This is a genomic window from Sphingobium sp. B8D3A (assembly GCF_025961995.1).
GTDB lineage: Bacteria > Pseudomonadota > Alphaproteobacteria > Sphingomonadales > Sphingomonadaceae > Sphingobium.
The window spans coordinates 1-21312 of the sequence record NZ_JAOQOS010000001.1 but is presented as its reverse complement, the minus strand read 5'-3'; the positions used below and the strand labels follow the sequence as shown (position 1 = coordinate 21312).

Annotated in this window: 22 protein-coding genes; 14 read left to right on the top strand and 8 right to left on the bottom strand. The window is 64.4% G+C overall.

Annotated features, from left to right (window positions below; all coding sequences use genetic code 11):
* Nucleotides 1-10 precede the first annotated feature (10 nt).
* Genes rpsH through rpmD form a run of 5 tightly spaced genes read left to right on the top strand, consistent with a single transcriptional unit; the run spans nucleotide 11 to nucleotide 2227 of the window.
* A complete protein-coding gene (gene rpsH, locus M2342_RS00110; RefSeq protein ID WP_181561263.1) occupies nucleotides 11-406 on the top strand; it encodes a 30S ribosomal protein S8 in 396 nt (131 codons plus the stop codon).
* Nucleotides 406-939: a 50S ribosomal protein L6 gene (gene rplF / locus M2342_RS00105; RefSeq protein ID WP_264577602.1), complete on the top strand. Its 534-nt coding sequence runs from the start codon at nucleotides 406-408 to the stop codon at nucleotides 937-939. Before rpsH ends, rplF begins: the two co-directional genes overlap by 1 nt.
* Nucleotides 940-942: 3 nt before the next feature.
* Nucleotides 943-1296, top strand: coding sequence for a 50S ribosomal protein L18 (gene rplR, locus M2342_RS00100; protein ID WP_181561265.1), 354 nt, complete (start codon nucleotides 943-945; stop codon nucleotides 1294-1296).
* A 2-nt stretch (nucleotides 1297-1298) separates the two neighbouring features.
* Complete coding sequence (rpsE, locus tag M2342_RS00095; protein ID WP_264572349.1) at nucleotides 1299-2042, top strand: 30S ribosomal protein S5; 744 nt, start codon at nucleotides 1299-1301, stop codon at nucleotides 2040-2042.
* 5 nt (nucleotides 2043-2047) lie between these two features.
* The gene (gene rpmD / locus M2342_RS00090; protein WP_181561266.1) at nucleotides 2048-2227 is read left to right on the top strand and encodes a 50S ribosomal protein L30; all 180 of its coding nucleotides are present in this window, start codon (nucleotides 2048-2050) and stop codon (nucleotides 2225-2227) included.
* 102 nt (nucleotides 2228-2329) lie between these two features.
* Here the strand turns inward: rpmD and M2342_RS00085 are convergent, their stop codons facing one another.
* Entirely contained in the window at nucleotides 2330-3445 is a 1116-nt protein-coding gene (locus M2342_RS00085) for an acyltransferase family protein (RefSeq protein WP_264577601.1), read from the bottom strand.
* A 227-nt stretch (nucleotides 3446-3672) separates the two neighbouring features.
* Between M2342_RS00085 and rplO the strand changes: the two genes are divergently transcribed.
* The 4 genes from rplO to M2342_RS00065 all read left to right on the top strand — a co-directional run bounded on the left by rplO (nucleotide 3673) and on the right by M2342_RS00065 (nucleotide 7681).
* Nucleotides 3673-4155, top strand: a complete 483-nt coding sequence (gene rplO / locus M2342_RS00080; protein WP_264573848.1) for a 50S ribosomal protein L15 — start codon at nucleotides 3673-3675, stop codon at nucleotides 4153-4155.
* Nucleotides 4156-4355: 200 nt separating this feature from the next.
* Nucleotides 4356-5723: a preprotein translocase subunit SecY gene (gene secY / locus M2342_RS00075; protein ID WP_181558375.1), complete on the top strand. Its 1368-nt coding sequence runs from the start codon at nucleotides 4356-4358 to the stop codon at nucleotides 5721-5723.
* A gap of 58 nt (nucleotides 5724-5781) precedes the next feature.
* Nucleotides 5782-6429, top strand: coding sequence for an adenylate kinase (locus tag M2342_RS00070; RefSeq protein WP_181558376.1), 648 nt, complete (start codon nucleotides 5782-5784; stop codon nucleotides 6427-6429).
* 58 nt (nucleotides 6430-6487) lie between these two features.
* On the top strand, nucleotides 6488-7681 hold the full coding sequence (locus tag M2342_RS00065) for a glycosyltransferase (RefSeq protein WP_264577600.1): 1194 nt from the start codon (nucleotides 6488-6490) through the stop codon (nucleotides 7679-7681).
* A gap of 9 nt (nucleotides 7682-7690) precedes the next feature.
* On the opposite strand, the gene M2342_RS00060 is transcribed toward M2342_RS00065, so the two are convergent.
* Complete coding sequence (locus tag M2342_RS00060; protein ID WP_264577599.1) at nucleotides 7691-9217, bottom strand: lipopolysaccharide biosynthesis protein; 1527 nt, start codon at nucleotides 9215-9217, stop codon at nucleotides 7691-7693.
* A 270-nt stretch (nucleotides 9218-9487) separates the two neighbouring features.
* Between M2342_RS00060 and rpsM the strand changes: the two genes are divergently transcribed.
* The 5 genes from rpsM to rplQ all read left to right on the top strand — a co-directional run bounded on the left by rpsM (nucleotide 9488) and on the right by rplQ (nucleotide 13129).
* Nucleotides 9488-9856 (top strand): 30S ribosomal protein S13, encoded by a 369-nt coding sequence (rpsM, locus tag M2342_RS00055; RefSeq protein ID WP_181558379.1) that lies wholly within the window; start codon nucleotides 9488-9490, stop codon nucleotides 9854-9856.
* A 493-nt stretch (nucleotides 9857-10349) separates the two neighbouring features.
* Entirely contained in the window at nucleotides 10350-10739 is a 390-nt protein-coding gene (gene rpsK / locus M2342_RS00050; protein WP_014077853.1) for a 30S ribosomal protein S11, read from the top strand.
* 128 nt (nucleotides 10740-10867) lie between these two features.
* Nucleotides 10868-11932, top strand: coding sequence for a DNA-directed RNA polymerase subunit alpha (locus M2342_RS00045; protein WP_181558380.1), 1065 nt, complete (start codon nucleotides 10868-10870; stop codon nucleotides 11930-11932).
* 262 nt (nucleotides 11933-12194) lie between these two features.
* Nucleotides 12195-12479 (top strand): excalibur calcium-binding domain-containing protein, encoded by a 285-nt coding sequence (locus M2342_RS17035; protein ID WP_319801069.1) that lies wholly within the window; start codon nucleotides 12195-12197, stop codon nucleotides 12477-12479.
* Between the two features lie 224 nt (nucleotides 12480-12703).
* Nucleotides 12704-13129, top strand: coding sequence for a 50S ribosomal protein L17 (rplQ, locus tag M2342_RS00035; protein ID WP_264571794.1), 426 nt, complete (start codon nucleotides 12704-12706; stop codon nucleotides 13127-13129).
* A gap of 178 nt (nucleotides 13130-13307) precedes the next feature.
* Here rplQ and M2342_RS00030 read toward each other — a convergent pair whose 3' ends face one another.
* The 6 genes from M2342_RS00030 to M2342_RS00005 all read right to left on the bottom strand — a co-directional run.
* Complete coding sequence (locus M2342_RS00030) at nucleotides 13308-14108, bottom strand: IclR family transcriptional regulator (RefSeq protein ID WP_181558382.1); 801 nt, start codon at nucleotides 14106-14108, stop codon at nucleotides 13308-13310.
* Between the two features lie 138 nt (nucleotides 14109-14246).
* Entirely contained in the window at nucleotides 14247-15188 is a 942-nt protein-coding gene (locus M2342_RS00025) for a hypothetical protein (protein ID WP_264577598.1), read from the bottom strand.
* An 88-nt stretch (nucleotides 15189-15276) separates the two neighbouring features.
* A complete protein-coding gene (locus M2342_RS00020) occupies nucleotides 15277-17880 on the bottom strand; it encodes a TonB-dependent receptor (RefSeq protein ID WP_264577597.1) in 2604 nt (867 codons plus the stop codon).
* A 243-nt stretch (nucleotides 17881-18123) separates the two neighbouring features.
* Entirely contained in the window at nucleotides 18124-19659 is a 1536-nt protein-coding gene (locus tag M2342_RS00015; RefSeq protein ID WP_264577596.1) for a tannase/feruloyl esterase family alpha/beta hydrolase, read from the bottom strand.
* 38 nt (nucleotides 19660-19697) lie between these two features.
* Nucleotides 19698-20186 (bottom strand): DUF3237 domain-containing protein, encoded by a 489-nt coding sequence (locus tag M2342_RS00010; RefSeq protein ID WP_264577595.1) that lies wholly within the window; start codon nucleotides 20184-20186, stop codon nucleotides 19698-19700.
* A 15-nt stretch (nucleotides 20187-20201) separates the two neighbouring features.
* On the bottom strand, nucleotides 20202-21312 hold a 1111-nt coding region (locus M2342_RS00005), incomplete at its 5' end, for a carboxylesterase family protein (protein WP_264577594.1).

Sequence of the window (21312 nt, the reverse complement as noted above, 5' to 3'; positions counted from 1 at the left end):
GGATTAAGAGATGGCACTGACCGATCCCCTGGGTGACCTGCTCACCCGCATCCGCAACGGCCAGCGGGCACGCAAGGACAGCGTGGTTTCGCCCGCGTCCAAGCTGCGTGCACGTGTGCTCGACGTGCTTCAGCGCGAGGGTTACATCCGCGGCTATTCCGAAGAGCAGGTGGCTGGCCATGATGGCCTGCGCATCGAGCTGAAATATTTTGAAGGCGAGCCGGCGATCAAGCACGTCGCGCGCGTTTCCAAGCCTGGCCGTCGCGTCTATTCGGGCTCCAAGGAGCTTCCGGTGGTGCGCAACGGCCTCGGTATCACCATCGTCTCGACGCCCCGTGGCGTGCTCTCGGATGCCGAAGCGCGCGCACAGAATGTCGGCGGCGAAGTGCTGGCGGAGGTGTTCTGATGAGCCGCATCGGCAAAAAGCCGGTCACGATCCCCAGCGGGGTGACGGCCACCATCGCGAACGGTCAGCTTTCCGTGAAGGGCCCCAAGGGCACGCTGGCGCTCCAGATGCGCGACGAGATCAGCTATGAGCTGGAAGACGGTGCGATTTCGATCAAGCCGGCCAACGCGACCAAGGCGGCTCGGGCATTCTGGGGCATGCAGCGCACGCTGGTGCAGAACCTCGTCACGGGCGTGACCGAGGGTTACACCAAGGTGCTCGAGATCACCGGCGTCGGCTATCGTGCCACGGCCCAGGGCAAGAACCTGAAGCTGCAGCTCGGCTACAGCCATGATGTCGATTTCCCGGTTCCGGCCGGCATCGAGATCAAGACCCCCGATAACACCACGGTGGAAATCAGCGGGATCGACAAGCAGCAGGTCGGCCAGGTCGCGGCGGAAATCCGTCGCTGGCGCAAGCCGGAGCCCTATAAGGGCAAGGGTATCAAGTATCGCGGCGAGTTTATCTTCCGCAAAGAAGGCAAGAAGAAGTAAGCCATGGCGAAACTCTCTCTCTTCGATCGTCGCGCCCGGCGCGTGCGTACCGCGATCAAGGCGCGGGCGGGTGGCAAGCCCCGTCTGTCCGTGCACCGTTCCGGCCGGCATATCTATGCGCAGGTCATCGACGACACGCAGGGCAAGACCCTGGCCGCAGCGTCGACCCTGGACAAGGATGTGCGCGGCAAGACCGGCGCCACCTCATCGGCTGCAGCCGATGTCGGCAAGCGCGTGGCCGAGGCTGCTGCCAAGGCCGGCGTTACCAAGGTCGTGTTCGATCGTGGTGGCTTCCTCTTTCATGGTCGCGTGAAAGCGCTGGCCGATGCCGCTCGTGAAGGCGGACTGGAGTTCTGATGATGGCAGACGAAAACACCACCGGTGAGGGCAATCAGCCCGAGGCTGTTCTCGCGCCCGAGACCACGCCGCAGGACGTGACGGGTGTGGCCGCCGAGCCGCAGCAGCAACAGCGCCGTGGCCGTGGCGGCCGCAGCGGTGGCGATCGTGATCGTGGCGGCCGTGGCCGTCGTGACGACCGTCGCGGTCGTGGCGGTGAGGACGACAATGGCGAGGAATTCGTCGAGAAGCTCGTCCATATCAACCGCGTCTCGAAGACCGTGAAGGGCGGCAAGCGCTTCGGCTTCGCGGCGCTCGTGGTCGTCGGTGACGGCAAGGGCCGTGCGGGCTTCGGCCATGGCAAGGCTCGTGAGGTTCCCGAGGCGATCAGCAAGGCGACCGCCGCTGCCAAGAAGGCAATGGTTCGCGTTCCGCTCAAGGAAGGCCGCACGCTGCACCATGATGGTCGCGGGCACTTCGGCGCCGGCAAGGTGACCGTTCGTACCGCGCCGGCAGGCACCGGCATCATCGCCGGCGGTCCGATGCGCGCCGTGTTCGAGAGCCTTGGCGTGGCCGACGTGGTGACCAAGTCGGTCGGCACGTCGAACCCGTACAACATGATCCGGGCGACGTTCGCGGCTCTCACCGAGCAGACCAGCCCCAAGTCGGTCGCTCAGCGTCGCGGCAAGAAGGTCGCTGACCTGCTTCGTCGCGGTGGCGCCTCTGCCGAGGTCGCTGCGGCTGACGCCGAAGCGATTGCGGAGTAACTGACATGGCGAAGATCAAGCTGAAGCAGATCGGTTCCCCGATCCGCCGTCCGGCCTCTCAGGAGAAGATCCTGATCGGCCTCGGCCTGGGCAAGATGAACCGTGTCGTCGAGCTCGAGGACACGCCGGAAGTGCGCGGCGCGATCCGCAAGCTGCCGCACATGGTGCAGATCGTCGAAGGCTGAAGCCTTTTACGACCGACATTGAAAACGGAGCGCGTAGCCTTGAGGGTTACGCGCTCCGTTTTCGTTTGTAGGTAATGCCGAACGCGTACTCGGGAAGGCGGCTCAATGGCCGCGCGGGACGGCCGGGCGGGATGATGTTGCCGGAAGAGCTAGAGCGGATGCAGGTGCACGTGCTTTGACATGCTGGGCCGGCGCGCTGCGGGGCGCGGGCGCCTTGGTCCGGATGCCCAGGGCCAGCGGGCCGACGACGGGCGTCTTGAGCAGAATGAGATGCAGTGCGACAGGGCCGAGCAGCCCCGCGAGAATGCCGACCGGCAGGTGAATCGCGAGCGCGTCGATACCGACTGTGTGGAGTGCCATCCGCGCACCGGCGGTCGCGAACACATGATAGAGGTAGATGGTAAAACTGAACTGCCCAACCTTGCGCGCATAGGGGTGGTGGGGCCAGCGGAGCAGAATGAGCAGGCTGACTGACATGCCCAGTAGTAGCGACGAGGCAATGCTCGTGTTCGGAGAGACGCCGAGCATCAGATAATCATAGAAGGCGCCACTGAAGGCGAGCAATGCAGCCACGGCGGCCAGCGGGACGATCAGCCGCCCATGCTGCGCGATCCATGCCCAGCTTCGATAGACGCACATGCCGAAGATGAAGAAGGGCGCCAACAGGATCGCTTGCGGCAGTGCGAAAAGCGTCGGGATGGGCGGGGGCCATAAGGCAAGTAGCAAGGCGCCGGCGAACATTGGCCACTGCCCGCGATGATCGAGCGCGATGTCGATCAAGCCGATGACGATGAACAGCGCGAGAATTGCCTGCAGGAACCAGAAGTGCGCATAGGGGAAGATGGCCAGCCCCCACAGGGCTGCGGGGGGGATGCCGAACCGCGAGCCTTGCATGTAGGCGACCGTTCCAAACAGGACGGCGGCGATCAGGCCAGGGAGCGCGATGCGCCGCGCCTTGCCGCGCAGAAAGTCGCGCATATGGCCTCGGGTGGGCGGACGCAGGCAGTAGATGAAGCCGGCGACAAAGGCGAAGGCCGGCATCCGGAAGCTGGCGCCCAGATCGACGATGAACCGCGCGGGGTGCCCGTCCTCGATTCGCAGCCCGCTGTCGGTCTGCCCCACGACATGAAAGCCGACGAGCAAAACGGTCGCGATAATGCGCAACTCGTCAATGGAGCCGGGCGCGCTCGGGCGCGACTGATCACCAACGTTAACCATGTAAAGCCCTAAAGCGAATGACTTTCCGAGCCTTCGCACTTGCAAAATTTGTGAATGCCGGGGTGCCGCTTAACCATGAGGCTTGTCACGCCGATAGCGCCGAGCCGTGTGCAGGACGCGAAGGACGGAGATCGGCCGAGACAGATTCTATGGGGTGACAAAGCAAAGTGCGGCGGCTATGGGCCGCACTTTCCACCAGCGCGACAACAGCGAAAGCGAGTGCACTTATGAAGCTGAATGAACTCAAGGATAATGCCGGTTCCCGCAAGGGCCGGATGCGCGTCGGCCGTGGTATCGGCTCGGGCAAGGGCAAGACTGCCGGTCGCGGCCAGAAGGGTGCCAAGGCACGTTCGGGCGTCGCCATTAACGGTTTCGAGGGCGGCCAGATGCCGCTCCACATGCGTCTGCCGAAGCGCGGCTTCAACAACATCTTCCGCAAGGACTATGCGGTCGTGAACCTCGGCATGGTCCAGAAGGCGATCGACGCCGGCAAGCTTGATGCGGCCGCGACCATCGACCAGGCGGCGCTGCGGGCGGCCGGCATTTCGCGCGGCGGCAAGCATGGCGTGCGTCTGCTCGCCAAGGGCGAGCTGACCACCAAGGCGAACTTCGCGGTGGCCGGCGCCTCCAGCGCTGCCATCGAGGCGGTCGAGAAGGCTGGCGGCAAGGTCGAGATTCTCGCCAAGGCTGCACCGGCCGAGGCCGCATAATCTCCTTGATCGGGAGACAGGCCTGACTGTGAGCTTGCATAGCCGACCCCTCCCGCCGATATGGGCGGGTGGGGTCGCTTGCATATGCCTTCATATGGTCAGGCACCGCTATTCGACAGGCGCCGGTCAGACGTCTAAGGGATAAGGCTGTTCGTCCCCAAATCCTGGGCGAGCATCATTTTTCGGGATTGCAAGCGATCATGGCATCACGCGCCGACCAAATGGCAGCCAATCTGAGCCTCGCTAACTTCGGCCAGGCTACAGAGCTCAAGAAGCGGATCTGGTTCACGGTGGGCGCGCTCATCGTCTTCCGCTTTTTCTCGTTCGTCCCGCTCCCCGGTGTCGATCCGACCGTGCTGGCCCAGCTCTATCAACAGACGCAGGGCGGCATTCTCGACATCTTCAATACCTTCTCCGGCGGCAGCCTGCAGCGCATGAGCCTCATCGCGCTCGGCATCATGCCCTATATTACTGCCTCCATCGTCGTGCAGCTCGGCTCGTCGCTCTCGCCCAAGCTGGCCGCGATCAAGAAGGAAGGCGAAGCCGGGCGCAAGAAGCTCAATCAGTATACCCGCTATGGCACGGTCGGCCTCACGGCGATCCAGGGCTATTTCATTGCCGTCGGGCTTGAGGCCTATGGCGCGCAATCCGGGCTGCAGGCCGTGGTCGATCCCGGCATGTTGTTCCGCATCAGCGCGGTCATCTCGCTGATCGGCGGCACGATGTTCCTGCTGTGGCTGGGTGAGCAGATCACCAGCCGCGGCATCGGCAACGGCATCTCGCTGATCATCATGGCCGGCATCGTCGCACAGTTGCCGGTGACGCTCACCAACCTCTTCGAATCGGGCCGTACCGGCTCGATCTCGGGTCTGGTCATCCTTGGCATCATCATCGTCGGCCTCGGCCTCATCGCGGGCATCTGCTTCGTCGAGCGTGCCCAGCGCCGCGTGCTGATCCAGTATCCCAAGCGCCAGACCAAGCAGGGCGTGATGCAGGCGGACCGCAGCCACCTGCCGCTGAAGATCAACACCGCCGGTGTGATCCCGCCGATCTTCGCCTCGTCGCTGCTGCTGCTGCCGCTCACCATCACGCAGTTCTCCGGTGCGGGTGCCAATGCATCGACCGGCGCGTGGGGCGACTTCGTGCTGTCGATCAACCAGTATCTGTCGCACGGCACGCCGCTCTACATGGCGCTCTACGGCGCAGGCATCATCTTCTTCTGCTTCTTCTACACCGCGGTGGTCTTCAACCCGGAAGAGACTGCGGAGAATCTCAAGCGCAACGGCGGTTTCATTCCGGGCATCCGTCCCGGCAAGAACACCGAGAACTATCTCGATTACGTGCTGACGCGGATCACGGTGATCGGTGCCATCTATCTGGCCCTGGTCTGCCTGATCCCCGAGTTCGCCATCGCCCGTGCCGGGATTCCGTTCTATCTCGGTGGCACGAGCCTGCTCATTGTCGTCAACGTGACCGTGGATACCGTCACGCAGATCCAGAGCCATCTCATCGCCCACCAGTATCGCGACCTCATCAAGAAGGCGCGTCTGAAGGGCCGGATGCGCTGAGCCGGCCGGGGTAACCCGGCCGCAGGCTTATCCTTCTTGTGAATTTTGGGGGAGTGACATGAACATCATCCTGCTGGGACCGCCCGGCGCCGGCAAGGGCACTCAGGCGCAGCGTCTGGTCGCTGCGCGTGGCATGGTTCAGCTCTCGACCGGCGACATGCTGCGGGCGGCGGTGAAGGCCGGCACCCCGGTAGGTCTCAAAGCGAAGGCGGTGATGGATGCCGGCGAGCTCGTCTCGGACGAGATCGTCTCGGGCATCATCGGCGAAGCGCTGGACCAACTCGCACCGGATGTCGGCGTGATCTTCGATGGCTATCCGCGCACGGCGGCGCAGGCTGAGAGCCTGGACGTACTGCTGGGCGCGCGCAACCGTCAACTCGATCATGTCATTGAACTGGCGGTCGACGAGGATGCACTGGTCGACCGGATCACCGGCCGCTTCACTTGCGCAAGCTGCGGTGAAGGCTATCATGATCGGTATAAGACACCAAAGGTCGAGGGCGTTTGCGATCGGTGCGGGAGCACCGAGTTCAAGCGGCGGCCCGATGACAATGAGGAAACGGTGCGCACCCGCATGGCCGAGTATCGCGCGAAAACGGCGCCGATCCTCCCAATTTATGAGGAACGCAACATCGTCAGCCGGGTTGATGGCATGGCGGATATCGATGAGGTGTCGAACGCGATTGTGACCATTCTCGATCGCTGATCCTCCCCTCGTTCGCGAACGAGGCTGGTGCGCTGGGCGCAAATAGGACGGAGCGATAATGGTGATGGGGATCGAAGCGCGGGCGATAAGCCTTCTGGATGACGGAAGGCGCCGCTACGATCCGGTCAAGCCTGTCATCCGGTCCCATCTCGCGCGCCGCTTCCCTCGCCAGGCCCAGACGCGGATTCTGTTCATCTATGCCGATGACCAGATCGCCTGGCCGCAAATCTACCCTTTCTATCATGACGCGGATCGCTTTGACCGACAGGGCTATGCGTTCCGCGCCGTGCCCTATCCGGCGGAAAATGCGGAGCATCTGATCAAGGACGCGTCCGCCATCCTGATCCAATCCTTTTATGTGTTGCCGGATGGCGAGCTTGAGCGCGTATTGGAGCGGGTCAGGTCCGCCAATCCGCACGCGCCCATCACCTATCTCGACTGGTTCGCGCCGACCGATGTCCGCTTTGCCGACCGGGTCGCGGATTATGTCGATCTCTATGCCAAGAAATCGCTGATGCTGGACCGCGATCATTATCGTGTCCCCCAAGCGGCGCATACCAATCTCGCGGCTTATTACAGCGACAAGGCCGGGCTGATTGTGGACGAGCCAAACTGGCGCTGTCGACCGGACATCGTCGATCGCCTCGTGCTGGCGCCGGCTTTTGCGACCGCGCCGGTGCTGCTCAAGGCGTTCGAACAGCGTCAGGCGATCCCCAGCGGTCCCCGCCCCATCGACGTTCATGCGCGCTTCGCGCTTGCACCTGCGCAGTTACACGCCGAGGGGCGGGTCGACGCGGGTGAGCGCACCCATTGGTATGTGATCATGCGCCGCGAGGCCGAGCAGGCCGTGCGAGCCCTCGCTGCGCGCCATCAGGTGGCGTGGCAGGGCCGGGTCGATCGGGCTGCGTTCATGAGCGAGATGGACCAGTCGCAGCTGTGCTTCAGCCCGTTCGGTTTTGGCGAGATCTGCTGGCGCGATCTGGAGGCGGTGCTGACCGGCGCCGTGCTGGTGAAGCCCGACATGAGTCATCTGGAAACCTTCTGCGACATCTACCGGGCCGGGGAAACCTATGTACCGGTGCGGTGGGATCTGTCGGATCTGGAGGATGTCGTCGCGGACTTGCTCAAGCGGCCCGACGAATGCCGGGCCATTGCCGAGCGCGCCTTCGCGGCGATCAAGAGCCATCTTAATGGCCCCAAGCTCGAAATGCTGCTGCAGCGATTGACGGCAGGGACCGCCTCGGCCGGCTAAGCCTTCATCTTATTGCTCGGATAGTCCGGGCTGGGGCTTTTTGAACCGTCCTAGCTTGCGCAGGACGCCGTTGAAGATGACGATCAGATCGGTTTCCGGTCCTGCAGGCCGTCCGCGCAGGATCCACACGCCCAGATGGCAGGCGATATAAGCCACCCCGCCGACCGCAATCGTCGCCAGCAAACCGAACACGCTGTGCGCGACATGGGCGGGCAGGGCCATCTTGAAGGCGATCACTCCCGCGCACATGCCGCCCACGGCGACAAAGGTGCGCGCGCAGCCGAGAAACTGGCGGCGGATGCTGACATGCACGATCTGCTTGGCGAGCAGCATGTTGAGCAGGACAGAGGCAAGGGTGGACAGCACGCGCGCGCCGAGCAGCCCCGTTATGCCGAACAGCAGAAGCCCGGTGATGATAAGCGGCACGCGGAATGCAAAGGTCATGAGATCGCGCACGAACAGCGCGCGGGTCGCGCCCATGGCCATCGCAAGCGGCGCGGTGGCGGTGACCAGATTCTCGAATGCGAAGGTAAAGGCCAGCACCTGCATGATTGGGATAATCTCGATCCATTTCGGGCCGAGCAACACATGAACGAACATGTCGGCAACCAGGCCGAAGCCGGCGCCAGCCGGCACGCAGACGGCGAAAATGACGGTCAGCGTGCGCTGATAGGCCGCGGCGAGCCTGGCGGGATCGTGCCGTACCGCGGTGAGGCCGGGAAACAGCAGTCGGATGAGCGGCGTTGAGAGTTCGCGCGTGGGCATCCGCGCCTTCTCATCGGCGTAGCTATAGAAGCCCACCTCGCGCTGCCCCAGAACACCGCCCAGCACAAGACTGTCTATGCGCGCGTTGACGGTCGTCAGCACGGAACTGAAGGTCATCCAGATCGAGAAGGACCAGATCTCGCGCACCTTCGAGAGCCTGAGGCGCGGCAGATAGGGCGCGTAAAGATGCGTGATGACTACACTCAGCAACTGCATCAGCACGAGCGGCGCCACGATCGCCCAATAGCTTCGATAGAGATAGGCAATCACAACCGAGGCGAGCATCGTCGCTACGCGTGTCACGACGCCAGCGATCGCGTCCGGCGCAAAAGAGAGCTGCTTCTGGATCATCGGCCAGCGGGCGCTGTAGAAACCGCCGATAAATGCCTGGACTGCAAGCAGGAGCATGATCGGCGCGAGGCGGCTGTCCTCATACAGGGCCGCCACCGGCCAGGCCGCCCCGGCCAGCAGCAGCGTCAGCATCATCGCGCGGATGAAGCCCAGCGTGAACGCGCTGTGGAAGTGATCGTCCTCGATATCGTTGATCTGGATGAGCGCCTCGGACAGCGGCATGGAGGTCAAGGCCGTGACCACCGCGCTGACCCCCAGTGCAATGGCGACCAGGCCGAAGTCTTCCGGCATCAGCAGGCGCGCCAGCACGATCGACGAGGCGAAGGAGACTAAGTTGATGATGACCTGTGCCGTCATCACCCACCCCGCCCCCTTCACGAGTCGCGTGGTCACCGAGGATGTGGGAGCGCTTTGGGGCATGAAAAGGGGCTCTGATTCGGAAACGGGCGAAAGGGGCGGGGGGGGGGGCTGGAAGGCTCATAAGAACCCGGCAGGGGTTTTGATACTGTTAAAGAGGCGGTCCGTTCCGGCCTGCCGTTGACAGGGTACGAGCGTTGCAGTAACGACCGCCGTTCCCAATGCGACAAGGTCAACGGCAGCGCGAGCGAGCGCTCGCCGTGCTTTGCGCGTCCGGGTTCAACGCTACGAGATAGGATGCCCGCCAGAGCATCCTGTGGAGCAGGAGGATATATGGCACGTATTGCGGGGGTCAACATCCCGACCAACAAGCGCGTGATCATCGCGCTGACCTACATCCATGGCATCGGTCCGCGGACCGCCGTGGGCATCGCCGACAAGCTCGGCATCGATCACAGCCGCCGGGTTCAGGACCTGACCGACGCGGAAGTGCTGCAGATCCGTGAAACGATTGACGCCGACCTGACGGTCGAGGGCGATCTGCGTCGCGAAACCGCGATGAACATCAAGCGCCTGATGGATCTGGCCTGCTATCGCGGCCTGCGTCATCGCAAGGGCCTGCCGGTCCGTGGCCAGCGCACGCACACCAATGCGCGCACCCGCAAGGGCAAGGCCAAGCCGATCGCCGGCAAGAAGAAGTAACGCAAGGCCGGATGGCGCGATGCTGGCATGGCTGCGGCCATGCCATCGCGAGCCGCCCGGCGCCGGAGCGATCCGGCTTCTTCTGTTCCGCCGGGCGCATGTGCTGAAAGATCGCATCCGCACCCGCCAGAACAGTCCGGACCAGACGTCCCCCGCCGTAGCAGGCCCGCCCCAATGGAGGCGCGCCAGACCCGGCAAGGCCCGCAAGGGCAGGGGCGTGCAGGGGCACGGCGAGACCACCGGACCATCCGGTTCCTCGCTCTCCGCCCCGGCAGCGTGCTAGCGCTCAGGTCCTGGTCCCGCATGGGATCGCCTCTTCCCACGGGTCTGCCGATCATTCGGCACCCGAAGCGGGATGGGTGATCGACATGGGGGGCCGGCAAAGGGACAATGCTCCCGGCGCGGACAGGCATGGCAGGGTGTGTGCGACGCAGGAATTGCGAAACAGGCGCAGGCACCGGTTCAACCAGTTTCGAGTAGGAAAGTTAGTCAGATGGCACGGGAACCCCAGCGGCTTCGCAGGCGCGAGCGCAAGAATATCTCGGCAGGCGTCGCGCATGTGAACGCCAGCTTCAACAATACCATGATCACCATCACAGATGCGCAGGGCAATGCGATCAGCTGGTCCAGCGCCGGCATGATGGGCTTCAAGGGCAGCCGCAAGTCGACGCCTTATGCCGCACAGGTCTGCGCCGAAGACGCCGGCCGCAAGGCTGCCGAGCATGGCGTGCGTACCCTCGAGGTGGAAGTCAAAGGCCCCGGTTCGGGCCGCGAATCGGCTCTGCGCGCGCTGCAGGCCGTCGGTTTTACCATCACGTCCATCCGTGACGTCACGCCGATCCCGCACAATGGCGTGCGGCCGAGCAAGCGCCGCCGCGTCTGATTCGGCCCGACGAGCAGGGCGGGGGTTTCTTTGCGGAAACCCCATCCCTGCCCGACCATTCCTTCTAAGGCCGGGGCCGGATCGCAGCTGCACTCCACCGTCCTCCGCCCAACTCCCAGGGGAAATACATGACTGTCAACATCCGGAACTGGCAGGAATTGAAGAAGCCCAATGGCCTCGAGATCAAGGCCGGGGGCGACCCGAAACGCCGCGCGACCTTCGTCGCCGAGCCGCTTGAGCGCGGCTTTGGCCTGACGCTGGGCAACGCGCTTCGCCGCGTGTTGCTCTCCTCGTTACAGGGCGCCGCCGTCACCGCGATAAAGATCGAGAACGTGCTTCACGAATTCTCGAGCCTCGCCGGTGTGCGCGAAGACGTGACCGACATCGTGCTCAACGTGAAGCAGATCGCGCTCAAGATGGAGGGTGAAGGCCCCCGCCGTCTTCAGCTCAGCGCTACCGGCCCGACGACCGTCACCGCCGGTGACATCGTGGTGACCGGCGACATGGCGGTGATGAACAGCGATCTGGTGATCTGCCATCTGGACGAAGGTGCCAGCTTCAACATGGAGCTGACCGTCGACACCGGAAAGGGCTATGTGCCTGCCGTGAACAACCGCCCGGCCGATGCGCCGATCGGCCTCATCCCGGTGGATGCGCTCTACTCGCCCGTGCGCCAGGTGGCGTACAAGGTCGAGAACGCCCGTATCGGCCAGGAGCTGGACTATGACCGGCTCAACCTGACGGTCGAGACGGACGGCACCGTCAGCCCCGAGGATGCCGTGGCCTATGCCGCGCGCATCCTGCAGGATCAGCTGCAGCTCTTCGTTCACTTCGAGGATGCGCTGCCGACCGCCGGCCCGAGCACGGGTGCAGGCGCCGGTGCCGCCGCCGACGAAGGCGAGGGCGACGCCAACCAGATCAACCGCTATCTGCTCAAGAAGGTGGACGAGCTGGAGCTCAGCGTGCGCAGCGCCAACTGTCTCAAGAACGATAACATCATCTACATCGGCGACCTCGTCCAGAAGACCGAGGCCGAGATGCTCCGCACGCCGAACTTCGGCCGCAAGAGCCTCAACGAGATCAAGGAAGTGCTCTCCAGCATGGGCCTGCGCCTCGGGATGGATATCCCGGGCTGGCCGCCGGAGAACATCGAAGAGATCGCCAAGAAGCTGGAGCAGGAATTGCTGGGCTAAAAGCATCGGGTCAAAGTGTACCTTTGACCCGGTTCAGCTTGGATGATGAGAAAAGCCCCTGCCGCAAGGTGGGGGCTTTTTCTATTTGGGGCATTCAGCAGATGATCGTGCTGCTGCGACCTTCTGAGCCAAGGTTCATGTAAGTCGCGTAGGGCCAAGCAGATCTGGTCAACGCGATCATTTGTTAATCAGTTCCACTTATTGCTCCAACCTTAACTAGTCCTCGCAGGGCTTCCATTGCGCGTGAGGGCGGGGGCAACTTATGGACAAACAGTTTCTGATCTTAACAGGCCTGTTGGCTTCAGGCGCGTTCGGAGGAACAATGCTGGCGACGGCACCCGGTCAGCTTGCCGACGCACCTCGGGCGGTCATGCCCCCAACTGCCAAGCGATCCCATGAAACTCAGAGCTTTTCTGTCTATTACCGGCGCTGCGACGATGCGGGGGCCGCGGGGGCCGCGCCAATCCGCAGAGGGCAGCCGGGGTATCGCCCGGAGTTGGATCGGGACGGTGACGGAGTGGCATGCGAGCCTTATCACGGACGTTGATCCTCTCGCGCGCCGTAATGAGCCGGAACGCCCACACCAGGACGGTCAAACCTTCGGCTCTCCACGCCTTCGTCCACGCTTTCCCTTGACTCTTCCCCCCCAACCCGCTTTAGGGCGGCGCTTCAAGTCCTTCTTGCAGGAGGCCGGGTTTTGGCGGTGCCCGTTATGCATCGCCTGGTACGGGGTGCCTTGCACGGCCCCATAACGAACGAAGGACTGGACTCATGCGTCACAGATATGGCGGCCGCAAGCTGCAGCGTACTTCCGCTCACCGCACAGCGATGTTCCGCAACATGGCGGCCGCGCTCATCAAGCACGAGCAGATCAAGACCACGCTGCCCAAGGCCAAGGAACTGCGCCCCTATGTCGAGAAGCTGATCACGCTCGCGAAGCGCGGTGGCCTCTCCAACCGTCGTCTGGCGCATGCCCGCCTGCTCGACGACACGCAGCTCACCAAGCTGTTCGACGTGCTGGCCGAGCGCTACAAGGATCGCGCCGGCGGCTATACCCGCATCATTAAGGCGGACATCCGCGCGTCGGACGCCGTGCAGATGGCGATCATCGAGCTGGTCGACCGCGACGAGAGCGCCAAGGGCCAGGACAGCGGCCCGGTGCAGACCGCCGATGAGGACGAGCTGGAAGCCGCCTGAGGCCTCCACAGCCCGGCCTGACCGGACAAAGTATTTAAAAGGCCCCGCTGGCACGGCCGGCGGGGCTTTTTGCTGTCTGCTGGCATGGAGCCGGGGTGACGGCGAGCCCTGTGATGCCCTGATCGCGCGGGGCCCAGCCCCGCCCCATGGCGAGGCGTCTCCGCCATGTCCCTATCTGTCAGAGGCTTTTGCGCTGTCGGCTTCCGCCATGGCCGAGCGCCGCGCTCATGCCGCGCGCGGCCTTGATCACGGCCGCGCTGAGGCTGGGCTGCATCTCGGCATCGTAACGCACGGCGGGAATGGCGACGCCAAGGCTGCCGAAGATCTGGCCGCGCGCATTGAATACCGGCGCCGCCGTGCCATTGGTGCCAAGCGCGCTGGGGCTGGTCGCCACGAAGCAGCCCTGCTTGCGCACGCGCTCATTCTCGGTCTGCAGCAGCTCGTAGGTCATTGGCGGCGTGCCCGCCTCCAGCGGTGGCCCCTGCCGTTCGATAGCGATGCGCACATCGGCCTCGTCCAGCCAGGGCAGCATGGCGCGGCCGAGCGCGCCCCAGACGAGCGCGCGGGTCTTGTAGGTCTCCACGACATATTGGAGCGGGTGGAGTGCGTTGATCGTCTCGATGATCGAGCAGCTATGCTCGTTCGGCAAATAGAGCGCGAAGGCACAGGTCTCCTGAAACGCATCCGACAGGTCGGCGAGGAACGGCCTTGCGATGGCGCCATAATCGAATTGCGCGGCGACCATGGAGGAGAGGCGCACCAGCTCGCGGCCGACGCGATAGCTGCCATGGCTCGACTTCTCGACGAAGTTCATCGCGCCCAGCGATTGCAGCAGGCGATAGGCGGTGCTGGTCGGGATACCGACATCTTCGGCGAGATCGCGCGGGGTGAACTCGCCATGTTCGGCGACCGACTTGAGCGCCCGCAGCGCGCGCTCGATCGCGCCGGTCATTTCGGGAGCTTCACTGGCCTTTGCCATCACCACGCATCCTTCTCGCCGCGCCGGCCACTTCCCGCCCGCTCCGCGCAGCCCAGCTTCGCAGGCTCTTAGGGAGTGGGCGGTAAATTCGCAATCACCGGACCCCGGTCGCGCGCAATGCCAATTTGCGGCGCGGCCTTAAGGGAAGTTCTTGCGTTGGACCGTCCAGCGCGGATCGGTGCAGAGCGTGCAATCCGCGCCGACGAACCAGCGGGCGGCTTGCGGGTCGCCCTTGAGCTGCCAATCCAGCCAGGCCAGCGCCACGGTGCCGTAAGCCCCGCCATTTTTGAGCAGGAAGGTGCCGGAATGGGCGACATCCTTGCGCACCGCGAGCATCGCCGGGATGCCGTTGATGCGCGAGAAGTCGTCCGTGCCGTTGGGCAGGGCGCTATCCTTCTCGCCATGAATATAGGCAATGGTGCCGTGGATCGTCTCGAGCGATTTCTTGGTGATCTCGGGCGCGCCGGGCAGGCCGCCGGTGCCGATGTTCCACACACCGCCATTGAGCATCAGCGTGGTCGTGACGCGCGGATCGGTGGAGGACATCGCCAGCGCCTGCAGCGTGCCGCAGCTATGGCCGGAAACGCCGATCTTGCTGGTATCGAGCCGGCCCTTGAGCGGGCTGCCCTCCTTGCTGTTCTGCGCCACTGCCCAGTCGATTGCGGCTTTCATCTCGTGCGGCAGCGTGCCGGTGGGGCCATCGAGCGGCGGCGGCGTTGCCGGCATGCCGAATTCGCGCGGCCAGCGCCCGAAATTATTCTCCTCGCCCTTGGGACCGATCTTGCCCAGCGCCACGACGAGATAGCCATGCGCGGCAATGTGGTCGAGCATGTAGCGATAGGCGTTGCCCTTGTCCGCGCAGCCGCCATTCGCCCAGATGAAGATGGGGAGCTTCTTGTCCCCAAGCGCGGCCAGATTGGCCGGCTGATAGACGGTGTGATGATCGAGGCCGTCGATCTCATCGGTCATCGTCACCCGATAGGGGCCGGCTCCGCCGCTGGTGGAGGTGGTCGCGGGCGCCGCCGTGGCCAGCGCCGCACCGAGCGCGAGGGATATCAGGGCTTTGCTGCTGTTCAACATTGCTGCCTCTCCGGCTTCATCGGGGGATTTGAGAAATGGCCGAGGCGGCGGCGGGATGATGGCCATCCCGCCGCCGCCTGCCGGTGCATTAGAAGGTGCGCTTGAGCGACAGCGACCACTCGCGCGGCATGCCGGGGTTGGCCGCCACGGTGCCCGAGTTGTTGTTGGGGCCGATGCCGGTCCAGTACAGCTTGTTGGTGATGTTGGTCACCTGCAGGGCAAGCTGCCAGTCATCATCCGCCGAGTTCCAGGCGATGCGGCCGTTGAGCAGACCGTAGGACGGCAGATAGGACAGCACGTTGTTCTGCACCGTCAGGGTCTGCTGCCGCGAACGCCAGCTCCAGTCGAGGCGCGGCGTGATCGAACCGGTGGAACCGAGATCGAACTTATATTGCGCGCCGACGCTGATCTGCCGCTTGGGCGCATAGGGCAGCGTCATGCCGTACCGCAGGCCGGCGCCCAGACCGCCCGACGGTGCCGTGCAGGTCGTCGGCGTGAGGGCCGGCGAGCAGCCCGACAGCTGATCGTACTTGAAGTCCAACAGCGCCGCCGATGCATCGATGAGCAGATTGTCGACCGGCTCGAGCGACAGTTCGGCTTCCAGACCCTTGAGCGTGGCCTTGCCTGCATTGACGAAATAGGAGCAGGTCAGGTCGTTGGGCGAAATCGGGCAGCCGGCATTCGGGGCGGTCGTCACGCGGGAGAAGACACTCGCGATGAAGTCCGAATATTTGTTGACGAATGCCGAGACGTTCAGCTGCGCGCGCCGATCGAAGAACCGCGACTTGAAGCCGATTTCATACGCCTTGAGGTTCTCGGGGTCGAACGGAACCGCCTGCGCCGGTGTATAAGGACGGGGATTGATGCCGCCACCCTTGAAGCCGGTGGCGACGCTTGCGTAGGTCATGATGTCCGGCGTCCACTGATATTGCAGCACAGCGCGCCAATCGACATTGTTGCCCTTGTAATCGCCCTCAGCGCCATTCAGTCCGCAGAACGCAACGTGGACGACGCCATAGTTCACGCCATTGACCGTGCAGGGGAAATAAGGCGCCGGGTTACCGGCCTGCACGCCGGGACGACCGCCCCGGAAGAAGCGGAACGTCTTTTCTTCCTCGGAATAACGGATGCCGCCATTCAGCTCGAGCTTGTCGGTGATCCGCCAGGAGGCATTGGCAAAGGCCGCCCAGTTGGTGGCGGGGATTTCGTCATATTCGGTGAAGATCAACAGACCCTGGTTGATGGTGCCGCGATAGGTGCCGAAGCGGTTGATGTAGAAGCCGCCCACGACCAGATCGACCTTGTTGTCGAACAGGCTGGAGGCAAGGCGCAATTCCTGGCTGAACTGCCAGTTGGTCGCTTCATAATCGATCAGCGCGTTGCTGAGCGGTGTGGCATCGAAATCCTGCACCCAGTTGGCCGTGAAGCTGCGATAGGCGGTGATCGAGGTCAGCTTGAGATTGTCAGAGAAGCTGTAATCGATGTTGCCGCTGACGCCCCAGCCATTCACGCGACTCTGCGACTTGAAGCAATAGGGCGCGGAGCCATCCACGGGCTGCGCATCGCAGTAGGTGGAGTAATTGACATAGGGGCTCTTGGTGAAGCTGTCCCCCGCCACACCCCAGGGCGAATAGGGTACGAACGGCGAGGTGCCGGTCGTGGGATTCCACAGGTTGAGGCCGTTTGTGGGGGCCGTGGAATACATGGGATAGTTGCGGCTGAGGTTCAGCCCCGTCGTGCCCGGCGTGTAGCTGGTCGCGTTGGCCGTGCCGACGAAGATCAGCGTCTGCGGTGCGGCCTCCGAATCGTCGCGGGTAATGTCGCCACTGATGTTGATTTCCAGATCTTCGGTCGGCACCCAGCGCAGGGAGCCGCGCGCCGCGACATAAGATTTCCCGCCTTCGGTGCCGAGCTGGCAATCGCGCCCGTCGGTCTGGGAGGGAATGTTGTAGACCGCGTCCAGTTGCGGATGGGTACATGCGAAGTCATAGACCTTCACATAACCGTCCTGATTGCGCGACACGCCCGAGATGCGGGCGAACAGACGATCCGGCACGATGGTGAAGTTGGCGGCAGCGCGTACATCCACGCGATTGAGGCTGCCGACAGTCGCTTCCACGAAGCCGCCGTCATTGCCATCCGGCTTCTTGGTGTAGAGCTTGATGGCGCCACCGATGGAGTTCATGCCCGCCAGTGTGCCCTGCGGCCCGCGCAGCACTTCGACCCGCTCCAGATCGAGCAGATCGAGCACCGATCCGGTGAGGGTCGAATAATAGACGTCGTTCACATACACGCCCACGCCCGGCTCGAAGGCGAGGCTGAAGTCGGCCTGGCCGATGCCGCGAATATGGGCCTGCAATGACGGGCCCTGCGGATTGCTCTCGCGCAGGTTCACGTTCGGCGCTTTGGTGGCGATCTCGGTGATGCTGGTCTGGCCGCGTGCCTCAAGCTGCTGCGCGCTCAGCGCGGTGATGGCGATCGGCGTCGACTGCACGTTCTGCGAGCGGAACTGGGCGGTGACGATGATGTCTTCCGTCTTGCCGCCCTCTTGCGGGGCCGCATCCGTCTGTGCGGCGGCCGCGGTGGCGAACAGGCTGGCGGGCACGCACAATGCGGCGGCCAGGGTGATGCGTGATATGCCACCGAGGCGGACATGGCCACGCGCGCGTCCTTTCAGAAACTCGGAAATCATTGGCTCTCTCCCTCAACTCGAATTTTGAAAAAATCGGCTGTCTGGACTCAGAATTTTGTCATTTTACGTCGTCTGAAACTGGCCTGGCCCGGTCGCTGCGGTCTGGCTTCGTGCTTGTGTTTGCGCGATTGCGTGAACCGGATCGGGCCTTGCTCCCCCTTCTTCCCCTCCTTCTTCAGTGTCTGGCGCGCACCCTGCGGTAGAGTCGCTCAGGCGACGAGCCATAGGGTGTCGCGAGTGTCGTTACGTGCCTCCCCGCGCATGGCTGTCGCAGCGCAGATCGGCGGCTGGACCGGTCTGGGCGCCCTTGGAGTGTGATGCTTGTCCGGGCCATGCGCAGAGCGGGCGGACCGTCGTCACGGTCCCGTCCGCGTCCGCATGCCGGGCGAGGATCGCGCCGGGCGCGGTGCCCTGCTCCACCCATGCCACCAGCGCCGCGAGCAGATCGCTCTCGGGCTTGCCGGTCGCGCTGCGGTCTTCTGATCCGCCGAAGCGGTCGGTGCCGGCCCCGCCCCGGCAGTGCTGCATGCCCGGGACCATGTAGAGCCGGGCGAAGGCGTCGCGGTCCTGCTCTGCCTCTGCGCCCATGCGCGCGAAGAGATCGAGTGTGGAGAGTGGCTGCACGGATGCATCGGCCCAGCCATGATAGAGGATCAGCTTGCCCCCGCGCGCCGCGAAGGTCCGCATGTCGGCGCTGCGGGCATCCATGGTTGCAAAGCTTTTGCGGGCGGCCGCGAGATCGGCGGCGAGATCGAAGCTTGCCGGGTCCCAGCCGGCGTCGCCCCGGCCTGCACTGTGACGCGCATTGCCGAACATCTGGACAGGCAGCGGTGGCAGGCCGCCGGGGCGGGCCGTGACGCCGGGCAGCAGACCGAAATCATGGGTCTTGCCGGTGCTGTCGGTGAGCGGGGCGACGATGGTCGCGATGGTTTTGACCGTGGCGGGCGCAAGGCAGTCTTTAGATTGGCCCGGCTTGCAGGCGAGCTCCTCGACGCGGAAAGCGCAGCTGCGCGGATCGTCGATGATGCCATCGGCCGCGCCGTCATTCGCATCGCAGCGCGCAATGGCGCGCCGCGAGACCAGATCCCAGTCCGCCGCGCTGATCGCGACGCCGTCGTTCTGCGTCTGGGCCAGATGCACATGCAGCAGCCGGGCGGCGAGCAGGGGCACGTCCAGACCCGGCGCGCCGATGAGCGCGCCATCATAATCGCCGGGGTAGAGCTGTAGCTCGCGCAGGCCCTGCCGTCCCCCGCCGGAGCAACCGAGAAAATAGGCGTGCGCGGCCGGCGCGCCGTAAAAGCCATCGATGATCGCCTTGGAGACCTGCGTCAGCCGGTGATAGGCGAGATGAGCGTATGTTTCCGACTTGCGGGCATCGTCGATCCAGCGCTCGCCCTGGCGGTGCCCGGTATCGCTGGAGGCAGCGGCAAAGCCCTGCTCCACGCCGCGCGCCATGTCGGCATAGTTATAATAGCCCGCCTCGCCGCCGACGCCGGTGCCGAGGAAGCGCCGATTCCAGTCGCGGGGAAGCCAGAGTTCGAAGCCGATATCGCCATCGATCCTGCCGGCCAATCGGCAGAAGTCGGCACGCACTGCTTCGCCTTTCGGCGATGTCGGCGAGGTGGGGCTCTGCCAGTGCGGCGCGGGGGCCACCGTTTCGAGTGAGGTGAGCGTCACGTCGGCGGGCAGGAGGGCGCGGGCCGCTGCGCAGCGATCGGCAAAGGCCGGCGTCTCATGGGCGGCGAGCGCAGCAGAGGCGCCGCCGAGCAGGCCCGCCAAAGCGAGGGTCTTGAAAGCTGTGAGGGATCGCCGCGCGATCACAGCACCGCCCAGTAGGAGAACACCGCGCGGTCGGCGCGGCGATCGATCTTGCCGACGAACATCGTGCGGCAGAGCCAGTCATGCGGGCCTTCCGGTGCATCGAACACCGGGCTGGCGCCGGCATAATAGTCCGCCGGGTCGACGGCCTCGTAATTCTGGAGCCGGGCCAGCACATCCTTGTTACCGTGCCGCACGCCGCGGTTCTGGAGCTCGATGATCGTGCCGTCATCCGCCTGGATCAGATAGCGCGCCTCGAACTTGACGGTGTGGTCGGTGCGGATGGTCGGCCAGTCACCGCCGCTGTGCGGGACAACGATGCCATTGAGGCGCGGGCCGCGCACGATGCCGCTTTCCACGCCGACGAAGCCGCGCTCAGCGCCCCAGAAGGTGGGGCCGTAGCGATAGCGCTTGGTCAGCTCGATCTCGATCTCGAAGGCGAAATCGAGGGCGGGCGCCTGGCGCTCGGGCGTTAGCGCTCTACTCATCAACCGATCCCCTCATCAGCGAATCCAAGGCCCGGGCGGGCGCGGCTCGCGTTCGCCAAGCTGCTCGGAGCCGAAGCGCGCCATGTAGCTGCGCTGCGCGGCCAGCGGATCGGATTCGAGCCGAACGGTCTTGCCGAAGCGCATCGTGGCCCGCAGCGAGGTTTCGTAGGGCAGCCACACCGGCATGTGCGGATTGTCCGGCCGGCCGGTCCGGGCGAAGGACGTCCATGCGCCGGACATGGCGGCGCGCAGGGCGTCGGCTTCGGGCGTCACCGTGCCGACGCCGGAATGTGCCTCGATATTGCCGAAGGTGAAGGCCAGCTCAATGCCATGGGGCGACACCCCGTGCAGACTGCCAATGTCAGTCGGCCAGTCGACCAGGTAGAGATAGGCCGGCGCCCGTCCCAGCGCGGCTTTGCTCTCGGCCTGGACCGTCGCATCGAGCAGATAGGATCGGTCGGTGGTCAGCCGTGCGAACAGCCGGGTGTTGCTATGATCGGGGAACATGCCGCGCCAGGTCTCGATGGCCTTGGGCGCCTCGCCGGGCGGGAAGAACCGCAGCGATTCCTCCAGCACTCGCGCATCGCTCATCGTGTCGTAGGCGGGCACATGGCCGAGGAAGATCGTCGTTTCCTCGATCGTGGTGCCGAGCATCATCGGCACGTCAGCGCTGAGCAGCGGCGCGTGCGGCAGGAACGGGTGCTGGACCACGCTCAACCCATCCACGAAGGGACGGAACTGGCCGGTCTCGTTGCGCACCTCGATGCCGGTGGCGGTGAGCGTGCGGGTCGGCACGTCCGCCAGCCGGCGGAGCCCGCCTTTGCGGATGCCGAGCTTGTGTAGGAGGCGGTCGGCGCGGTCGAGCGAGACCTCGCGCGAGTCGAGCCGGATGCCGGGGCCGCTCTGCGAGATGGCGCGGTGGAACAGGCCCGAAGCCGCCGGCATCGTCATCATCGCATTGATTTTGCGGCCGCCGCCGGAATGGCCGAAGATCATCACCCGGCCGGGATCGCCGCCGAACTGGCCGATATTCTCGCGCACCCAGGCGAGGGCCAGCGCAATGTCGAGTGCGCCGGCATTGCCGGAGAGCGCATAACGCTCATCGCCCGCTTCCGAGAGATTGAGA

What these genes read in the sequence shown, in the direction of transcription:
- rpsH (WP_181561263.1), top strand. Translation starts at nt 11, where the DNA reads ATGGCACTGACCGATCCCCTGGGTGACCTGCTCACCCGCATCCGCAAC.
- rplF (WP_264577602.1), top strand. Translation starts at nt 406, where the DNA reads ATGAGCCGCATCGGCAAAAAGCCGGTCACGATCCCCAGCGGGGTGACG.
- rplR (WP_181561265.1), top strand. Translation starts at nt 943, where the DNA reads ATGGCGAAACTCTCTCTCTTCGATCGTCGCGCCCGGCGCGTGCGTACC.
- rpsE (WP_264572349.1), top strand. Translation starts at nt 1,299, where the DNA reads ATGGCAGACGAAAACACCACCGGTGAGGGCAATCAGCCCGAGGCTGTT.
- rpmD (WP_181561266.1), top strand. Translation starts at nt 2,048, where the DNA reads ATGGCGAAGATCAAGCTGAAGCAGATCGGTTCCCCGATCCGCCGTCCG.
- M2342_RS00085 (WP_264577601.1), bottom strand. Translation starts at nt 3,445, where the DNA reads ATGGTTAACGTTGGTGATCAGTCGCGCCCGAGCGCGCCCGGCTCCATT.
- rplO (WP_264573848.1), top strand. Translation starts at nt 3,673, where the DNA reads ATGAAGCTGAATGAACTCAAGGATAATGCCGGTTCCCGCAAGGGCCGG.
- secY (WP_181558375.1), top strand. Translation starts at nt 4,356, where the DNA reads ATGGCATCACGCGCCGACCAAATGGCAGCCAATCTGAGCCTCGCTAAC.
- M2342_RS00070 (WP_181558376.1), top strand. Translation starts at nt 5,782, where the DNA reads ATGAACATCATCCTGCTGGGACCGCCCGGCGCCGGCAAGGGCACTCAG.
- M2342_RS00065 (WP_264577600.1), top strand. Translation starts at nt 6,488, where the DNA reads ATGGTGATGGGGATCGAAGCGCGGGCGATAAGCCTTCTGGATGACGGA.
- M2342_RS00060 (WP_264577599.1), bottom strand. Translation starts at nt 9,217, where the DNA reads ATGCCCCAAAGCGCTCCCACATCCTCGGTGACCACGCGACTCGTGAAG.
- rpsM (WP_181558379.1), top strand. Translation starts at nt 9,488, where the DNA reads ATGGCACGTATTGCGGGGGTCAACATCCCGACCAACAAGCGCGTGATC.
- rpsK (WP_014077853.1), top strand. Translation starts at nt 10,350, where the DNA reads ATGGCACGGGAACCCCAGCGGCTTCGCAGGCGCGAGCGCAAGAATATC.
- M2342_RS00045 (WP_181558380.1), top strand. Translation starts at nt 10,868, where the DNA reads ATGACTGTCAACATCCGGAACTGGCAGGAATTGAAGAAGCCCAATGGC.
- M2342_RS17035 (WP_319801069.1), top strand. Translation starts at nt 12,195, where the DNA reads ATGGACAAACAGTTTCTGATCTTAACAGGCCTGTTGGCTTCAGGCGCG.
- rplQ (WP_264571794.1), top strand. Translation starts at nt 12,704, where the DNA reads ATGCGTCACAGATATGGCGGCCGCAAGCTGCAGCGTACTTCCGCTCAC.
- M2342_RS00030 (WP_181558382.1), bottom strand. Translation starts at nt 14,108, where the DNA reads ATGGCAAAGGCCAGTGAAGCTCCCGAAATGACCGGCGCGATCGAGCGC.
- M2342_RS00025 (WP_264577598.1), bottom strand. Translation starts at nt 15,188, where the DNA reads ATGTTGAACAGCAGCAAAGCCCTGATATCCCTCGCGCTCGGTGCGGCG.
- M2342_RS00020 (WP_264577597.1), bottom strand. Translation starts at nt 17,880, where the DNA reads ATGATTTCCGAGTTTCTGAAAGGACGCGCGCGTGGCCATGTCCGCCTC.
- M2342_RS00010 (WP_264577595.1), bottom strand. Translation starts at nt 20,186, where the DNA reads ATGAGTAGAGCGCTAACGCCCGAGCGCCAGGCGCCCGCCCTCGATTTC.